This window comes from Pseudomonas petrae, assembly GCF_021728295.1.
GTDB lineage: Bacteria > Pseudomonadota > Gammaproteobacteria > Pseudomonadales > Pseudomonadaceae > Aquipseudomonas > Aquipseudomonas petrae.
This window is the reverse complement of the sequence record NZ_JAKJXE010000005.1, coordinates 219,423-234,663: the sequence shown is the minus strand read 5'-3', so window position 1 is coordinate 234,663 and position 15,241 is coordinate 219,423. Positions and strand designations below refer to the sequence as shown.

The following is a 15,241-nucleotide window of genomic DNA, read 5'->3' as shown; positions in this document are numbered from 1 at the left end:
TTAGCGCTGTTCCGCCCGTGAGCAAACCCGTCAGTCGCTGGGCAGGCCCCGGGCGCTGAGGTGTTCGATCAGGCGCAGGCGTAACTGGTTCAGCTTCGGCGTCGGGCAATCAAGGGCAGCCGCCGCAGCGCAGACATGCCCGAGCAGGTAGCGGATCTCGGTGCGACGGCCTTGGGCGACATCCTGATACATCGAGGAATAATTCGCGGCGGTGGCGGCAATCACCTGTTGCACTTGATCCAGCAAACCTTCAGCCGCGCCGGGCTGACCGCAGCGTTGCAACACGTGGCCGAGCTCGACACACAGCGCGGTCACTTCCTGTGCATGAGCCTGCAGCTCTCCGTTGGGGCATTGATGTAACACGGTCAGCGGGTTGATGGCGCAATTGAGCGCAAGCTTGCGCCAGAGGCGTTCGAGGATGTCAGGGGTCCATTGATGCGGAATGCCCGCCCGCTCAAGCTCGCTCAACCAGGCCGGCGCCGCGCCGCGTCTCGTGTCCCCCAGCCAGTTGAAGCCCTGTCCGGCGAACACCACGCTCCAGTGTGCATCGCGGTACGCGCCTTCGGTGCTCGAGACAAAAATACAGCGCGCGTGCGGGATCATGGCGGCCACGGCGTCCTGGCTGCCGAGACCGTTTTGCAGGAGCAGCACGTCAGCCTTGTCGGACAGGCGAGGGGCGATGGCTGCAACCGCGCGCTCGGCGTCATAGGCCTTGCACGCCACCAGGAGACGCTGGATGGGTTCATCTGCGCTGACCGTCTGCGCCAGGATGGCAAAGGTCTGGCGCTGACCCTTTTCGTCAAGCGCCAGACCGGCTTGCGTGTTGTAGGCCGCCAGTCGGGCATCGTCGCGCAAGATCAGCCGCACCGGCAGGCCCGCCCTGGCCAGTCGGGTGGCCCAGAGACTGCCCAGACTGCCCGCGCCCAGAACGTGCCAGCACACCGGATTCAAGGGAAATCACGCCCGACGCGAATGAATGCAGGGTCAAAGGAAAACGAAATCAACATCGCAGGCTCACATGAACGTGGGAAAACTCTCGTTATAATGACCGGGCTTTCATACCGTCAAGTCAGGCGTGCTCCATCCACATGTTGAGCCGCGCCGTATCAATTGGAGAATCTACATGCCCTCGTTCGACGTAGTGTCCGAACTGGATAAACACGAAGTCACGAATGCCGTCGACAACGCCATCAAGGAGCTGGACCGCCGCTACGACCTTAAAGGCAAAGGCAGCTTCGAGTTCACGGAAAAAGACCTGCTGATCAAGATGACTGCCGAAGAAGGTTTTCAGCTCGAAGCCATGATCGAAATCCTCAAGCTGGCCTTGGTCAAGCGCAAGATTGATGTGCAGTGCCTGGAACTGAAGGATGCCTTCGCATCCGGCAAGGTCATGAAGCAGGAAGCCACGCTCAAGGAAGGCATCGACAAGGAGCTGGCGAAGAAGATTGTCGCTCACATCAAAGACGCCAAGCTCAAGGTTCAGGCCGCGATTCAGGGCGAGCAAGTACGCGTCACCGGCAAAAAGCGTGATGACCTGCAAGAGGCGATCGCTGCGCTGCGTGGTCACGAGTTCGGCATGCCGCTGCAATTCAACAACTTCCGCGACTGATACCCCCGCGATTTGCCCTGCGATTTCATGTTGGCTCAGGAACCCGAGGGGTTCCTGTGCGTCCGAATGCAGGTCTCGCTGAAATAACGGGCCCACTCGGCGCCGTTGCTTCAGCCTTCCATGTCGCGACCCGAGGAGAAATAGATGGACTTGGATTTAAACGGCCAGGTAGACCATCTGGTGAAAGCGTCTCAGGCCTGGATCCCGATGGTCATGCAATACGGCAGCAAAGTGCTGCTGGCAGTGGTCGTCTTGCTGGTTGGCTGGTGGCTGATCAATAGACTGACTTCCCGCGTGGGCGCGCTGTTGGCGCTGCGCCACGTCGACCTGGCATTGCAGGGCTTCATCAGCAGCATCACCAATATCATTCTGAAGATTCTGCTGATCGTCAGCGTCGCCTCGATGATCGGGGTTGAAACCACCTCATTCGTTGCCGCGATCGGTGCGGCCGGCTTGGCCATCGGCCTGGCGTTGCAGGGCAGCCTGGCGAACTTTGCCGGCGGCGTGTTGATTCTGCTGTTCCGTCCGTTTCGCATTGGTGACTGGATCGAAGCGCAAGGTGTGTCGGGCACCGTGGACGGCATTCAGATCTTCCACACGGTGCTGCGCACCGGCGACAACAAGACAGTGATCCTGCCCAACGGCAACCTGTCCAACGGCATCATCACCAACACCAACCGCCAGCCGACGCGCAAGATCACCTTCGACGTGGGCATCGACTACGACGCCGACCTCAAGCAGGCGCTGCAAGTGCTGATGGACATGGCGGATGATCCGCGCATCCTGCAGGACCCGGCGCCACAGGCGGTGGTCGCGGCATTGGGCGACAGCTCGATTACCGTGTCGCTGCGTGTGTGGACCAAGACCGGTGACTTCGGTGACGTGTCGAACCGCTTCAACGCTGAAATCCGCGACCGCCTGCGCGCGGCCAACATCGACATACCCTTCCCGCAGCGGGTGATTCGTGTCGTGCAGGACGAGCAGCCCGCGAAGGCATAACGCTCGTCCGCAGAAACCAAAAAGCCCCGACTCGTGAGAGTGCGGGGCTTTTTGTTGAGTGGGCGTCGGCGCCTTTGCATGATCGGGTGCGCATTCACTTTGTAGGAGTCGGCTCGCTGGCGAACGCGGTGGGTCAGGCTAAATTGCTGGCGCTGGCAGATCGCATTCGCGGGCAAGCGCGCTCCTACAGTTGATTTTTGCCGTCCGTTAATCTTCGCCTAGGGGTGGTGCCAGGCGAAGAATCCGGGTTCGCCGCAGATGCCAAGCCGGCTCCAATAGAATCGGGTTTGCCGGCAAAACGCCTTACAGAACCGAATCCGCAGGCTTGGCGGCTTCTTCGGCTTCTTCGGCTTCTTCCCGCTCTTCCCGCGCTTCTCGGCGTGCTTCCTGCGCCCAGTGCAGAGCGATCATGAACAGCGTCGGCACGCCCATCAGCGCGGTGGCGAGGAAGAAGTTGTGATACCCCAGCTTCTCCACCATGACCCCGGAATAGCCGCCAATCAGACGCGGCAACAGCAGCATGATCGAGCTGAGCAGCGCGTATTGAGTGGCCGAAAACTTGAGGTTGGTCAGGCTCGACAGATAGGCCACGAACGCTGACGTCGCGAGGCCTGAGCTGAAGTTGTCCAGCGAGATCGTGACGATCAGCATCTTCAGGTTCGGGCCCATGTCGGCCAGCATCAGGAACAGCAGGTTGGTCGCTGCCGATGTCACGCCGCCGACGAACAGGATCGGCAGGATGCCGAAACGCACGATCGCCAGGCCGCCAAACGCCGCACCGGCCAGCGTCATCACCAAGCCGAAAATCTTGCTGACGCTGGCAATCTGATCCTTGGTAAAGCCCTGGTCGATATAGAACACGTTCGCCATCACGCCCATGACCGTGTCGGACATGCGATACGTGGCGATCAGCCCCAGCAGCAGAAAAGCTTGCCAGCGATAGCGCAGAATAAAATCGTTGATCGGCGTCAGCACCGGTGCCAGGCCGCGGCGACCCATGGACGACAGGCACGCCACGGTCAGCAGGGTGTAGAGGATCGCGCGCAGAAAGGCGCGGTCTTCCATCAGCAGGTCTTTCCAGGTGGTGCCCTGAAACAGCACGCTGGCGAAATCGGTGTTGTACAGCTGGGTGAACATCGCCGGCACCGAGACCAGCAAAATGATCAGCACGAACACCGAGGCCAGTTGATGAGCAAAACCGTAGCGCACGGCCGAGAGCTGGGTGCGGATCGGCACGGACGGTTCACGGATGATCAGGCTGGTGATCAGCGCGGGCACCATGAGCAGGCCGAACAGCACATACGTACCGGCCCAGGCCGAGTGCTTGTAGGCGAAGCCTGTCGAACCGAAGCCTTCGGCGAAGTACAACGCGCCGGCAGTCGCGAGGAGGGCGGCGACGCGGTAGCCGGCCATGTAGCTGGCGGCAAGGGTCGCTTGCTGGCTGTCGCTGGCGATCTCCAGGCGGTAGGCGTCGATGGCGATGTCTTGGGTCGCGGATGAAAACGCGACCAGCACCGCAATCGCGATCAGCCACGAGAGATGCTGCTGCGGGTCACAGAACCCCATGCCGATCAGGCCCAGGGTCACCAGCGCTTGCGAAAGCACCAGCCATGAGCGACGTCGGCCGAGCCGGCCCAACAAAGGAAGGCTCCATTGATCGAGCAGCGGCGACCAGACCCACTTAAAGGCATAGGCCAGACCGATCAGGCTGGCGTAGCCAATGGTTTCACGCGCGACGCCGGCTTCACGCAGCCAGACCGAGAGCGTTGAGAACACCAACATGTAGGGCATGCCCGCGGCAAAGCCGAGCAACAGGAGCACAAACGTAGAGGGGCTGGCATATGCGGCGAGCGCGGCGCGCCAGGTTTTGCGGGGCATGGGCTGGAATCTGCCTCAGGTTACGTAAACAAAGCGCGCACTCTAACCGTTGTGCTCTGTCGGGCGCCAGCCATGACGCTGCATATCCACACGATTGTTACGGATGGTCACGCCCTCGGCCCTCAACCGCGCCCTTTGCTCCTCGCCCGACACGGTTCCGGGTGCCAGGCTGATGCGCCCGCCGGCGCCAATCACGCGATGCCAGGGCAAACTGCTGCCGTCCGGCAACTGACTCAACGCCCTGCCGACGAAGCGTGCCGCCCGTCCCAAACCCGCCAGCTCGGCCAACTGTCCGTAACTGACCACTTTGCCTTCCGGTACTTGATGCAACGTGAGGTATAACGCCGTGCGCCGTGCCTCTGCAGGGGAGAGGCCGGCGGGGTCGTCATGCGCGGGAGATTGTTCGATCACGCATTCGTTCCTGTAAAAGGGATGAACGGGAATTTTCGATAAGGAACTAGGGAAATTTCCTACGGTCAGTGTTACCTGTATCGGCGGTCTGCCGATTGCCAAGACGTTATCTATCCGGATAATGCCCGATTTTCCGCGAACCAGAGCCTTGTCGTTGCTTATGTTGTCCAGAACCCTGTTGTGCGTTGCTATTGCCAGTGCTTCTACCCCATTGCTCGCTGACACCGTCTGGTTGAAAAACGGTGACAAGATGACGGGGACCATCAAGTTCTTCGACGGCGGCAAGCTGCTGATCAATACCAAATATGCAGGCGACGTCCCGCTGGACTGGAAGGAAATCAAGACGCTGGAAAGTGACCAGCACCTTCTGGTGAAGCAGGACGCCACCACCGGCGAGATCTCCAAATCGCTGCAGCCGGCCGAAGACGGCAAGGTCACGCTGGCCAACGGCGATGCGCCGAAGACGGTTGAGCTGGCGAGCATCCAGCAGATCATGAAGCCCAAGCCGGTGGTCACCGATCTGGTCTGGAAGGGCAATATCGACGCTGCGCTGGACTTCCAGCGCGCCGAGAACGACACCGACGATTACAACATTGCCTTCAGGACCTCTGCGACCCACGGCCAGTGGCGCCATAACGCCAAGGGCGAGTACAACCGCGAGTCGCAGGACAGCCTGACCACCACCAATAACTGGGACGCCGAGTACTCGGTCGACCGGTTCTTCACGGAAAAGTGGTTCTGGGACGGTCGCATCACCTACAAGCGTGACACCATTGAAGACCTGGCCCGTCAGCGCACCGTCGGTACCGGTCCGGGCTATCAGTTCTGGGACGACGAACTGGGCGCATTCAAGGTCGGCGCGCTGCTTAACCGCACCGATTTCGAATACTCCAACGGCGAGAAGGACAACTTCTATTCCGTGTCCGGCACCTGGGACTACAACCGTTACCTGATTGGCAAGAAGGTCGAGTTCTTCACCAACGGTGAAGTCGGCAAGCCTATCAGCGGCGTGGCTGACTACAGCCTGGAAACGGAAGTGGGCCTGCGTTACAAAGTCACCGAATGGGCGTCCCTCAACCTCAAGGCTGAAAAAGACATCATCAGCGGCTCCGACAACGGCGACCTGGACAAGACCCGCTACACGGCCGGTTTCGGCGTGGCCTGGTAACGACTTCCTTATAACGGCTGTCGGCGTGCAGATGGCAACCTGATCTGCGCGCGCCGGCCGGCTTCATTTTTATGCGTTTTCTTTACGCGAATCCTCCGCCAAATCGTCACCCCCGCTCAATCTGGCACCTTCCGACGATAACGATTATCGTGTGGCATGCGTCGCCGTCTGCTGCTTCGCGTCCCTCGATGCCTTCGTTTTACTGTTCAGGAGCCCCACATGAGCGCCAGCGCCAACCGGCAAGCCCGTACCTTGCTGCTCAAGGAATACCGCGGCGTGTTATCGACCCATTCCAAGTCGATGCCCGGTTACCCGTTCGGCTCGGTGGTGCCTTATTGCCTGGACGATCAAGGCCGTCCGCTGATCCTCATCAGCCGTATCGCGCAGCACACCCACAACCTGCAGCTCGACGCCAAGTGCTCCTTGCTGGTGGGCGAGCGCGGTGCCGAGGATGTGCAAGCGGTAGGGCGCGTCACGCTGATGGCCGAGGCCGAGAAGATCAGCGACGAGGCACAGGTTAAAGGGGCCGCGCAGCGCTACTACCGTTATTTCCCGGAATCCGAGAGTTACCACAGCGCCCACGATTTCGATTTTTGGGTGCTGAAGCCGGTGCGCTATCGCTTTATCGGTGGCTTTGGCGCGATTCACTGGCTGGACGACGCGGCGCTGGCCAATCCATTTGCCGGGGCTGCGGAGCTCAGCATGGTCGAGCACATGAATGCTGACCATGGCAAGGCCATTGCCCACTACGTCGAACTGGCCGGTTTGCCGAAGACCAAACCCGCCACGCTGGTTGGCATCGACAGCGAGGGCATGCACTTGCGCGTGGGTCAAAGTCTGTACTGGTTGGCCTTCGCAGAACCCTGTAATACGCCGACACACGTCCGCCAGGCCTTGGTTCAACTGGCTCACGCTGAAAAATGGCCCACACTCGAACAGGCCGAGGCTTGAATTAACGACTTTGCGACTTCACGTAAGGTCTACTGGAAGCCTTCTTCCGTTCAGGAACTCACTTTGATGCGCGTTTTTCTTCTGCTTTTATTGCTTTTTCCGGTGCTCGAGCTGTTCGTGCTGGTGAAAGTCGGGATGTCGATCGGCTTCCTGCCGACCTTCCTGCTGGTCGTTGCCGGGTCGATGCTCGGTGTTTTCGTGGTGCGGATCGCCGGTGTGGCCACCGCGCTGAGTGCCCGGCAGAGCCTGGCCCGTGGCGAACTGCCCGCTCAGCAGATGCTCAACGGTCTGATGATGACCATCGGCGGAGGTTTGCTCGTGCTGCCTGGCTTCATCAGTGACGTGCTGGGCCTGCTGTTCCTGATGCCGTTTACCCGCCGCATGATCGTCGGCAAGGTGCGCAACCGCGCCGAGGCCCAGGCCGCGCGCCAGCGTGCGTTTGCCGAGAACATGCATGCGGCGAATTCGGCAGGCTCCATGCACCCCGGTGCTGCACGTCCTGAAGCACGCCGCCCCGAAGTCATCGAGGGTGAAGTGATAGAAGGCGAATACGAGCCACTGGATAAAAAGTGATTCAACGCCACCACAACACGGCACCTGCGGGTGCCGTGCTCGTTTTCGCGACCGCCATTCATGCAAAAAATTTCTGGGGTCAGCCTTGAATTCGGCTTGCTCGCCCTTATGTATGGGTCACCGCAAGGTTTCTGGCGCGTTTCGTCAGACCGTATTCTGCGGTTCGCTCGCGAACCGTAACCGGCAAGCCCGGATGTTTTAACCCGCCGGTGTCCGCACCGGGCGTTTAAAAACCATAATTAGGAGATCGACAATGAAGCTTCGTCCTCTGCATGACCGCGTCGTAATCCGTCGCAGCGAAGAAGAAACAAAAACTGCTGGCGGTATCGTGCTGCCTGGTTCGGCTGCTGAAAAACCTAACCGTGGCGAAATCCTCGCCGTCGGTAACGGTCGCATCCTGGACAACGGTGAAGTACGCGCGCTGGCCGTGAAAGTGGGTGACAAAGTGGTGTTCGGCCCTTACTCCGGCAGCAACACTGTGAAAGTAGACGGCGAAGACCTGCTGGTGATGAGCGAGAACGAAATTCTCGCGGTCGTCGAAGGCTGAGTTGATACCCCATTTCCCGTTACTACAAAGTATTTAAGGAATAACGATCATGGCTGCTAAAGAAGTTAAATTCGGCGATGCTGGCCGTAAAAAAATGCTGGCTGGTGTCAACGTCCTGGCCGACGCAGTAAAAGCAACCCTGGGCCCAAAAGGCCGTAACGTCATCATCGAAAAAAGCTTCGGCGCTCCGCTGATCACCAAAGACGGTGTGTCCGTAGCCAAAGAAATCGAGCTCAAAGACCGTTTCGAAAACATGGGCGCGCAGCTGGTCAAAGACGTTGCTTCCCGTGCGAACGATGACGCTGGCGACGGTACCACCACCGCCACCGTTCTGGCTCAAGCCATCGTCAACGAAGGCCTGAAAGCCGTCGCTGCCGGCATGAACCCGATGGACCTGAAGCGCGGCATCGACAAGGCGACCATCGCCATTGTTGCCGAGCTGAAGAAGCTGTCCAAGCCTTGCACCGACACCAAGGCAATCGCCCAGGTCGGCACCATCTCGGCCAACTCGGACAATTCCATCGGCGACATTATTGCCGAAGCCATGGAAAAAGTGACCAAAGACGGCGTTATCACCGTTGAAGAAGGTACGGGTCTGGAAAACGAGCTGTCTGTTGTTGAAGGCATGCAATTTGACCGTGGCTACCTGTCCCCGTATTTCATCAACAAGCCGGACACCATGGTTGCCGAGCTGGACAGCCCGCTGCTGTTGCTGGTTGACAAGAAGATCTCCAACATCCGCGAAATGCTGCCCGTTCTGGAAGCCGTTGCGAAAGCTGGCCGTCCTCTGCTGATCGTGGCTGAAGACGTTGAAGGCGAAGCACTGGCGACTCTGGTCGTGAACAACATGCGCGGCATCGTGAAAGTTGCAGCGGTCAAGGCCCCTGGCTTCGGCGACCGTCGCAAGGCCATGCTGCAGGACATCGCCGTTCTGACTGGCGGTACCGTTATCTCGGAAGAGATCGGCCTGAGCCTGGAAACCGCTACCCTGGAACACCTGGGTAATGCCAAGCGCGTCATCTTGAATAAAGAAAACACCACGATCATCGACGGTGCTGGCGTTCGTGCCGACATCGACGGTCGTATCGCGCAGATCCGTCAGCAGATCGGCGACACGTCGTCGGACTACGACAAAGAGAAGCTGCAAGAGCGTCTGGCCAAGCTGTCGGGCGGCGTTGCAGTGATCAAGGTCGGTGCCGGTTCCGAAGTTGAAATGAAAGAGAAGAAAGCCCGCGTTGAAGACGCCCTGCACGCAACCCGTGCAGCCGTTGAAGAAGGCGTGGTGCCTGGCGGTGGTGTTGCGCTGGTTCGTTCGCTGCAGGCTATCTCCGAGCTGAAAGGCGACAACGCCGATCAGAACGTTGGTATCGCGCTGCTGCGTCGCGCTGTTGAAGCGCCGCTGCGTCAGATCGTCGCCAACTCCGGTGACGAGCCAAGTGTTGTCGTTGACAAGGTCAAGCAGGGTACTGGTAACTACGGTTACAACGCTGCCACCGGCGAATATGGCGACATGATCGAAATGGGTATCCTTGACCCGGCTAAGGTGACTCGCTCTGCCCTGCAGGCTGCGTCGTCCATTGCCAGCCTGATGATCACCACCGAAGCGATGATCGCTGACGCGGCTGATGACAAGGCACAGTCTGGCGGCGGCATGCCAGACATGGGCGGCATGGGTGGTATGGGCGGCATGATGTAAGCCAGCCGTACCCCGATGCAGAAAAAACCCCGCTTCGGCGGGGTTTTTTTATGGGTGTTTTTTGGTTTTTTGTGGGACTGGGTTTAGCCGGGAATTGCGCATTGGGGTCTGCCTGGGGGCAGACTGTTTCGCCTTCGGCGACTTACTTTTGAAAAGCACCAAAAGTAAGCAAAAGTGCCTGCTCTCGGTTGGGCCCTTCCTTCGTCAGGGTTCCTTCACTCCGGTCCCGCTCCGTGGGCCCGCTGCCATCCGCCATCCATGGCGGGGGGCAGCTCTCGCCGCATCCATGCGGCTCGGCCCACTGCGCGAGACCTGCGTTCAGCCTGCACCCAAGTCGCGTTTTGCGGTGTCTGGACTTCTTGTGCACGAAAATCAAAAGCAGATCAAAAGCAGATGCAGATCAAAGGCTTCCCGGCTGAAGCCGGTCCTACAGGGGTGCGGCGCCGGTCCCACTGACTACATGCAGCGTTTTTGTAGGACCGGCTTTAGCCGGGAAGAGGCCCGCTCGGGCACCATCAATTTTGGGTCTAACGCTTGATCGTGCCCACGCTCTGCGTGGGCATGCATACCCGTGACGCTCTGCGTCACTCTGGAAGGTACTACCCCGAAACCACCTCTCCACTCACCGCCACGTCCTTCTTCTTCGCCGGTCGGTACAACACCGCGTAATACGCCCCCAGGCAAAGCAGCCAGCAGAACACCGCTGTCCAGATGTTGTGGGAGAAGAAGTGCGCCCCCTGGAGCATCCGGCCGATGGAGAAGACGGTGCCCAGTCCCGCCGCGAAGATCAGGCCGGCTTTGGCCAGGCGCGGCTTGCGGTCGCGGAAGACGAAAAACAGGGCGAACAACGTGAAGCCGGTCGCCGCGTGTCCGCCGGGCCAGCAACGGCCGGGTTTGTCGGTTTGCGGGCGGGGACTGAGCAGTTCGCTGTAGGTTTCCTGGCCGCCGAATTCTTTCAGGCTCCACGGGCACTGGACCGATGTTACGACTTTGACCGGCGTGACGAAGCTGGTCGACAACGCCATCGACAGCACCATGCACCCCAGTTCACGTTTCCACGGCTTCAGCACGCTGACGAAGAATGAGGCGATGAAACTGACCAGGGACAACACGCCAATGGCGATGACGGCCTGTTTGGCGCGGTCATGCAGCACGTCTTCAAGGAAGAAACTGTGCCGTCCGATGAACTCGCCCGCCACCGGGTCGTAGGCCAGTTTGGCGATGTCCATGTCCAACGACGTCAATTCCAGCAATATTAAAACGATGGCGGTCACGGCCGGGATGCCCAGGTAAACCCAGAAGTTGATCGGACGTGAGGCGGGCCGTGCGAGTGCGTGTGGCATGGTGAATCCCGTTTAGTGGGCAAGGGGAGAGCGGGGGCGTATTGAGCCGGAGCGGTGCGAAGTCTGAGCAGAACGCTGTCGCGGCACCGTGAACCGCGAGTGAAAAAAACGTTATGCACAGCGGTGCTGGCCCTTGAGCGCGCATCGCCGTAAGCTGCCGCCAACTCTGACCTTGTTGAACGGCCTCTCGCGCCGTGTGCCGGGTCTCGCCACGCCGCATAGGGAGAAACACGCCATGAGAATTCTGCTGGTTGAAGACAACCGCGACATTCTGGCAAACCTCGCCGATTACCTCGGTTTGAAGGGGTACACCGTCGATTGCGCCCAAGACGGTCTGTCCGGTCTGCACCTGGCAGCTACCGAGCATTACGACCTGATCGTGCTCGACATCATGTTGCCCGGCATCGATGGCTACACCCTGTGCAAGCGCCTGCGTGAAGACGCGCGCCGCGATACGCCGGTGATCATGCTCACCGCCCGCGACCAGCTAGACGACCGGCTTCAGGGTTTCCGCTCCGGGGCGGACGACTACCTGCTCAAGCCCTTCGCGCTGTCGGAACTGGCCGCGCGCATCGAGGCGGTGCTGCGTCGCGCCCAGGGTGGCGGGAGGCGCACCCTGCAGGTGGCCGATCTGATCTACGACCTCGATACCCTGGAAGTGACCCGCGAAGGGCGGCTGCTCAAACTCAACCCGGTTGGCCTTAAACTGCTGGCGGTGTTGATGCAGAAGAGCCCCCACGTCTTGCGTCGTGAAGTCCTGGAAGAAGCCTTGTGGGGCGATGACTGCCCGGACAGCGACAGTCTGCGCAGCCATGTTCACCAATTGCGTCAGGTCATCGACAAGCCATTCCCCAAGCCGCTGTTACAGACCGTTCACGGTGTCGGCTACCGCCTCGCCGAGGGGCGTGATGGAGTTTAAGCAGAGCCTCGCCCAACGGATCATCATCGCCTTCGCCTTGATGAGCGCGTTGGTTGCCGGGTGCTTCGCGATGGGTATCATCGCGACGGTGCACCTGGTCGAAGAAAAGCTGATTTCGGCCGGACTGGGCGGCGACCTGACGCGTCTGCTGCTGATGGACAGCGTCAACGACTGGAGCCATCGTCCGGAACCGGATCAGCTGTTTTACTTTAGCGGCGGCTCGGGGGATTTCGAGCTGCCGAAGGATTTGCGTCATCTGGAGCCGGGCTTTCACGAGGTGTTTCGCGGGCCGCTGTCTTACCACGCCATGGTTGAGATCGTCGACGGTCGCCACTATGTGTTACTTCAGGACCAAAGCGATTTCGAAGAGCGTGAGCGCGTACTGTTCGCCGTTGTGCTGGTGGGCTTTGTGCTGGCATTGGCGCTGGCGATTTTCCTCGGCTGGATATTGGCGCGCCGGGTGATGGCGCCGGTAGTGCGGCTGGCGCGGCAGGTGCGTCATCGCGATCAGCTGCTTGGCCTTGCGCCGCCCTTGGCACCCGATTACGCCGCCGACGAAGTGGGTGAGCTGGCGGTGGCCTTCGACGCCACCCTGGGCCGTCTGCGCGATGCCCTGACTCGCGAGCGGATGTTCACCAGCGACGTCAGCCACGAACTGCGCACGCCGTTGATGGTGCTAGCGAGCTCCTGTGAGCTGCTGCTGGAAAACCCGGCGCTGGATCAGCGCGCACGGGCCCAGGTTGAACGCGTGGCGCGGGCGTGCGAAGAAATGCGCGATCTGGTGCAGACCTTCCTGATGCTGGCCCGTACCCAGCGCGATGACCTCGCCCTGTACCCGCAACTGACCCTGCAAGGCGCCGCTCAACAGCTGATCAGCCTGTGGCGCGAACCGATCGAACGCAAAGGCCTGACCCTGGAATACCTGCCCGGCGAGCTGTCAGACACCGCCTACAACGCCACCTTCCTCTATGCCGTGATGGGCAACTTGCTGCGCAACGCGTTGCACTACACCGACACCGGCTTTATTCGCCTGAAGCTGCGGGAAGGCGGGTTCATGGTTGAGGATTCCGGCGTGGGCATCCCGGAAGAAAAACGTGAGGCAATGTTTCAGCCGTTCGTGCGCGGCACCGAGCAACGTGGCGAAGGGCTGGGCCTGGGACTGTCGTTGGTGCAGCGCATCTGCGAAAACCAAGGCTGGTCGGTCAGCCTGGACACCATGGCGCCCAACGGCTGTCGGTTCAGCGTGGACATGGGTTCGCGCCCTGCAAAAGACCCGGTACGGTCGCCAGCGAAAAATGTACAGCCTGTGTAAAGGTACTGAAACTCATCGGGATATGGCCGTATGCTGGCCCTAAGTCCTTGAATAATCTCGTAACATATCGTCACTTTTCCGGACGTTTTTTTCACATTCATCTGACCTGAGCGTGACGCTTTGCTGCTTATTTTGGCCTCTCAATACAGGAGAGGCAGCCATGAGCAAGCGGATCGAGCTTGATTTTTCGCGTAAGTACGATGATGAGCACGCGAGAAAATATTTACGCAAACACAACGATGGACTGGCAAGACGCTTGTCGGATCGCCGGGATAAACAACTGGCTCGACGCGCACTGGCGTTGGCCGGCGAACCGGGCCTGGTGCTGGACCTGCCGTGTGGTGCCGGACGCTTTTGGCCGGTGCTGGCCGAGAAAGCCAACCGGGTGATCATCGGGGCGGACAACTCGGCGGCGATGGTCAAGATTGCCTGTGAGTCGCAGCCTGCCGAGGTCGTCAAACGCGTCCAGCCGTTGCAGACCTCGGCGTTTGACATCGAGATGCCGGACAACGCCGTCGACAGCATCTTCTGCATGCGCTTGATGCACCACATCGGCAAGGCGGAAGACCGCGCCGTGCTGCTGAAAGAGTTTCACCGGGTCAGCCGGGACAGCGTGATCGTGTCGCTGTGGGTGGATGGCAATTTCAAGGCCTGGAAGCGCAGACGCGCCGAAAGCTCGCGGCCACGACACGATTATCAGAATCGCTTCGTGCTGCCGGTGGCCACCGTAGAGGCCGAATTTGAACAGGCAGGGTTTCGGATCCAGGAGCGCCTGGATTTCCTGCCGATGTACGCCATGTGGCGTGTGTATCTATTACGTAAGAGGTAACAGGATGGCCGTGGATTTCGCAACAGAGTTAACCGTCCCCGCCAAGGACCGCTTCGCCTATTTCTGGAACACGCGGGGCGAGTGGGTGGAAGAGCCCAACGTGCGCCGTGGCGGTGAAAGTGGTGTTCAGCGCGTCGTCTCGGAAAACGGTCGGCTGCTGTATGTGAAGCGCCAGACGGGCCATATCTACCGCAGCTGGCTGCACCCGTTTGGTCGTCCGACCGTGCTGCGCGAGCGTGATGCGCTTGAGGGGCTTCGCCAGCTCGACGTCAATGTGCCGCGCATGGTCTTCTGCGGCGCAGAGCGCGATGAGAATAATGAATGGCGTGCGTTGCTGGTCACGGCCTCGCTGGACGGCTTCGACGAGTTTGAAAACTGGCTGCGCGCCGGCGGTCGTGAGCAGTACGGCGAAGTGGTGTACGAGCAGATGCTCCAGGAAATCGCCGGCAACCTGGCCCGTATGCACAAGGGTCGCTGGCAGCACAGCTGCATTTACATCAAGCACGTCTTTGTTCGCGTTGTGGGCGAGGGCGCCAATGCCAAGGCCGAAGTCGCGTTGCTCGATCTGGAGAAATGCCGTCAGCGGCTGACGTCTTATGCCGCCGCTCAGCACGACATGAAACAACTGCGTCGCCATTCGTCGTTTCAGCCAGCGGACTGGACCAAGCTGGTCTACTTTTACGAGACCGCGTTTGGCAGGCCCATCAAAGGTTTACAGCGATGAAGTTAGAAATGGCGCGAGGTTTGTTTTTGGTCGGGGCGTTGGGGGTGACTTCCATCGCTTTGGCCGCCTGGGATCAGCCCGGGCCGAAGATTTTGAGCGCTGTGCATGGCGAAGGCCATTGCCCGCTGCCTCGGGTGGCCAGGATGTCTGACACGGCCCGGCCCGATCACGATCTGCTCCTGTTAATGTTCGGCCTCGCCCAAGGGAGCGGACCGCAAGGCTGATTCCTTCCTGTTGCGCTGACCAAAAGGCCCCGAAAAATCGGGGCCTTTTTTGTTGCGG

At 60.0% G+C, this 15,241-nt stretch carries 16 protein-coding genes; 12 read left to right on the top strand and 4 right to left on the bottom strand.

Translation table 11 applies throughout. From position 1 onward, the window contains the following. Positions 1–30: 30 nt before the first annotated feature. Entirely contained in the window at positions 31–942 is a 912-nt protein-coding gene (locus L4G42_RS10710) for a putative 2-dehydropantoate 2-reductase (RefSeq protein WP_237250809.1), read from the bottom strand. Between the two features lie 181 nt (positions 943–1,123). On the opposite strand from L4G42_RS10710, the gene L4G42_RS10705 reads away from it, so the two are divergent. Next, a complete protein-coding gene (locus tag L4G42_RS10705) occupies positions 1,124–1,609 on the top strand; it encodes a YajQ family cyclic di-GMP-binding protein (RefSeq protein WP_237250778.1) in 486 nt (161 codons plus the stop codon). Between the two features lie 150 nt (positions 1,610–1,759). Beyond that, complete coding sequence (locus L4G42_RS10700) at positions 1,760–2,608, top strand: mechanosensitive ion channel family protein (RefSeq protein ID WP_133772600.1); 849 nt, start codon at positions 1,760–1,762, stop codon at positions 2,606–2,608. A gap of 303 nt (positions 2,609–2,911) precedes the next feature. On the opposite strand, the gene L4G42_RS10695 is transcribed toward L4G42_RS10700, so the two are convergent. Both L4G42_RS10695 and L4G42_RS10690 read right to left on the bottom strand, forming a co-directional pair. Beyond that, positions 2,912–4,486: an AmpG family muropeptide MFS transporter gene (locus L4G42_RS10695; RefSeq protein ID WP_237250779.1), complete on the bottom strand. Its 1,575-nt coding sequence runs from the start codon at positions 4,484–4,486 to the stop codon at positions 2,912–2,914. A gap of 42 nt (positions 4,487–4,528) precedes the next feature. Then, complete coding sequence (locus L4G42_RS10690; RefSeq protein WP_237250780.1) at positions 4,529–4,897, bottom strand: MGMT family protein; 369 nt, start codon at positions 4,895–4,897, stop codon at positions 4,529–4,531. Between the two features lie 160 nt (positions 4,898–5,057). Here L4G42_RS10690 and L4G42_RS10685 point away from each other — a divergent pair, with 160 nt between their 5' ends. The 5 genes from L4G42_RS10685 to groL all read left to right on the top strand — a co-directional run bounded on the left by L4G42_RS10685 (position 5,058) and on the right by groL (position 9,832). After that, positions 5,058–6,065: a DUF481 domain-containing protein gene (locus tag L4G42_RS10685; RefSeq protein ID WP_237250810.1), complete on the top strand. Its 1,008-nt coding sequence runs from the start codon at positions 5,058–5,060 to the stop codon at positions 6,063–6,065. A gap of 219 nt (positions 6,066–6,284) precedes the next feature. After that, positions 6,285–7,016, top strand: a complete 732-nt coding sequence (locus L4G42_RS10680) for a HugZ family pyridoxamine 5'-phosphate oxidase (RefSeq protein WP_237250781.1) — start codon at positions 6,285–6,287, stop codon at positions 7,014–7,016. A 66-nt stretch (positions 7,017–7,082) separates the two neighbouring features. Beyond that, a complete protein-coding gene (locus tag L4G42_RS10675; protein ID WP_237250782.1) occupies positions 7,083–7,589 on the top strand; it encodes an FxsA family protein in 507 nt (168 codons plus the stop codon). Positions 7,590–7,842: 253 nt separating this feature from the next. Further along, positions 7,843–8,136, top strand: coding sequence for a co-chaperone GroES (locus L4G42_RS10670; RefSeq protein ID WP_037014630.1), 294 nt, complete (start codon positions 7,843–7,845; stop codon positions 8,134–8,136). Positions 8,137–8,185: 49 nt separating this feature from the next. Beyond that, the gene (groL, locus tag L4G42_RS10665; protein ID WP_237250783.1) at positions 8,186–9,832 is read left to right on the top strand and encodes a chaperonin GroEL; all 1,647 of its coding nucleotides are present in this window, start codon (positions 8,186–8,188) and stop codon (positions 9,830–9,832) included. A gap of 599 nt (positions 9,833–10,431) precedes the next feature. Here groL and L4G42_RS10660 read toward each other — a convergent pair. Further along, positions 10,432–11,175: a phosphatase PAP2 family protein gene (locus L4G42_RS10660; protein ID WP_237250784.1), complete on the bottom strand. Its 744-nt coding sequence runs from the start codon at positions 11,173–11,175 to the stop codon at positions 10,432–10,434. A 235-nt stretch (positions 11,176–11,410) separates the two neighbouring features. Between L4G42_RS10660 and colR the strand changes: the two genes are divergently transcribed. The 5 genes from colR (at position 11,411) to L4G42_RS10635 (ending at position 15,183) form a co-directional block, all read left to right on the top strand. After that, positions 11,411–12,094 (top strand): two-component system response regulator ColR, encoded by a 684-nt coding sequence (gene colR, locus L4G42_RS10655; protein WP_237250785.1) that lies wholly within the window; start codon positions 11,411–11,413, stop codon positions 12,092–12,094. Continuing rightward, complete coding sequence (locus L4G42_RS10650) at positions 12,084–13,406, top strand: sensor histidine kinase (RefSeq protein ID WP_237259577.1); 1,323 nt, start codon at positions 12,084–12,086, stop codon at positions 13,404–13,406. Before colR ends, L4G42_RS10650 begins: the two co-directional genes overlap by 11 nt. 160 nt (positions 13,407–13,566) lie before the next feature. Then, the gene (locus L4G42_RS10645) at positions 13,567–14,235 is read left to right on the top strand and encodes a class I SAM-dependent methyltransferase (RefSeq protein WP_237250787.1); all 669 of its coding nucleotides are present in this window, start codon (positions 13,567–13,569) and stop codon (positions 14,233–14,235) included. Positions 14,236–14,239: 4 nt separating this feature from the next. Then, complete coding sequence (locus tag L4G42_RS10640) at positions 14,240–14,959, top strand: lipopolysaccharide kinase InaA family protein (RefSeq protein WP_237250788.1); 720 nt, start codon at positions 14,240–14,242, stop codon at positions 14,957–14,959. Next, on the top strand, positions 14,956–15,183 hold the full coding sequence (locus L4G42_RS10635) for a hypothetical protein (protein WP_133772256.1): 228 nt from the start codon (positions 14,956–14,958) through the stop codon (positions 15,181–15,183). The genes L4G42_RS10640 and L4G42_RS10635 overlap by 4 nt, the downstream gene beginning before the upstream one ends. The last annotated feature ends 58 nt before the right edge of the window (positions 15,184–15,241 follow it).

Coding starts and splice junctions, on each gene's coding strand:
- L4G42_RS10705 (WP_237250778.1), top strand. CDS start 1,124: ATGCCCTCGTTCGACGTAGTGTCCGAACTGGATAAACACGAAGTCACG.
- L4G42_RS10695 (WP_237250779.1), bottom strand. CDS start 4,486: ATGCCCCGCAAAACCTGGCGCGCCGCGCTCGCCGCATATGCCAGCCCC.
- L4G42_RS10685 (WP_237250810.1), top strand. CDS start 5,058: ATGTTGTCCAGAACCCTGTTGTGCGTTGCTATTGCCAGTGCTTCTACC.
- L4G42_RS10680 (WP_237250781.1), top strand. CDS start 6,285: ATGAGCGCCAGCGCCAACCGGCAAGCCCGTACCTTGCTGCTCAAGGAA.
- L4G42_RS10675 (WP_237250782.1), top strand. CDS start 7,083: ATGCGCGTTTTTCTTCTGCTTTTATTGCTTTTTCCGGTGCTCGAGCTG.
- L4G42_RS10670 (WP_037014630.1), top strand. CDS start 7,843: ATGAAGCTTCGTCCTCTGCATGACCGCGTCGTAATCCGTCGCAGCGAA.
- groL (WP_237250783.1), top strand. CDS start 8,186: ATGGCTGCTAAAGAAGTTAAATTCGGCGATGCTGGCCGTAAAAAAATG.
- L4G42_RS10660 (WP_237250784.1), bottom strand. CDS start 11,175: ATGCCACACGCACTCGCACGGCCCGCCTCACGTCCGATCAACTTCTGG.
- colR (WP_237250785.1), top strand. CDS start 11,411: ATGAGAATTCTGCTGGTTGAAGACAACCGCGACATTCTGGCAAACCTC.
- L4G42_RS10650 (WP_237259577.1), top strand. CDS start 12,084: ATGGAGTTTAAGCAGAGCCTCGCCCAACGGATCATCATCGCCTTCGCC.
- L4G42_RS10645 (WP_237250787.1), top strand. CDS start 13,567: ATGAGCAAGCGGATCGAGCTTGATTTTTCGCGTAAGTACGATGATGAG.
- L4G42_RS10640 (WP_237250788.1), top strand. CDS start 14,240: ATGGCCGTGGATTTCGCAACAGAGTTAACCGTCCCCGCCAAGGACCGC.
- L4G42_RS10635 (WP_133772256.1), top strand. CDS start 14,956: ATGAAGTTAGAAATGGCGCGAGGTTTGTTTTTGGTCGGGGCGTTGGGG.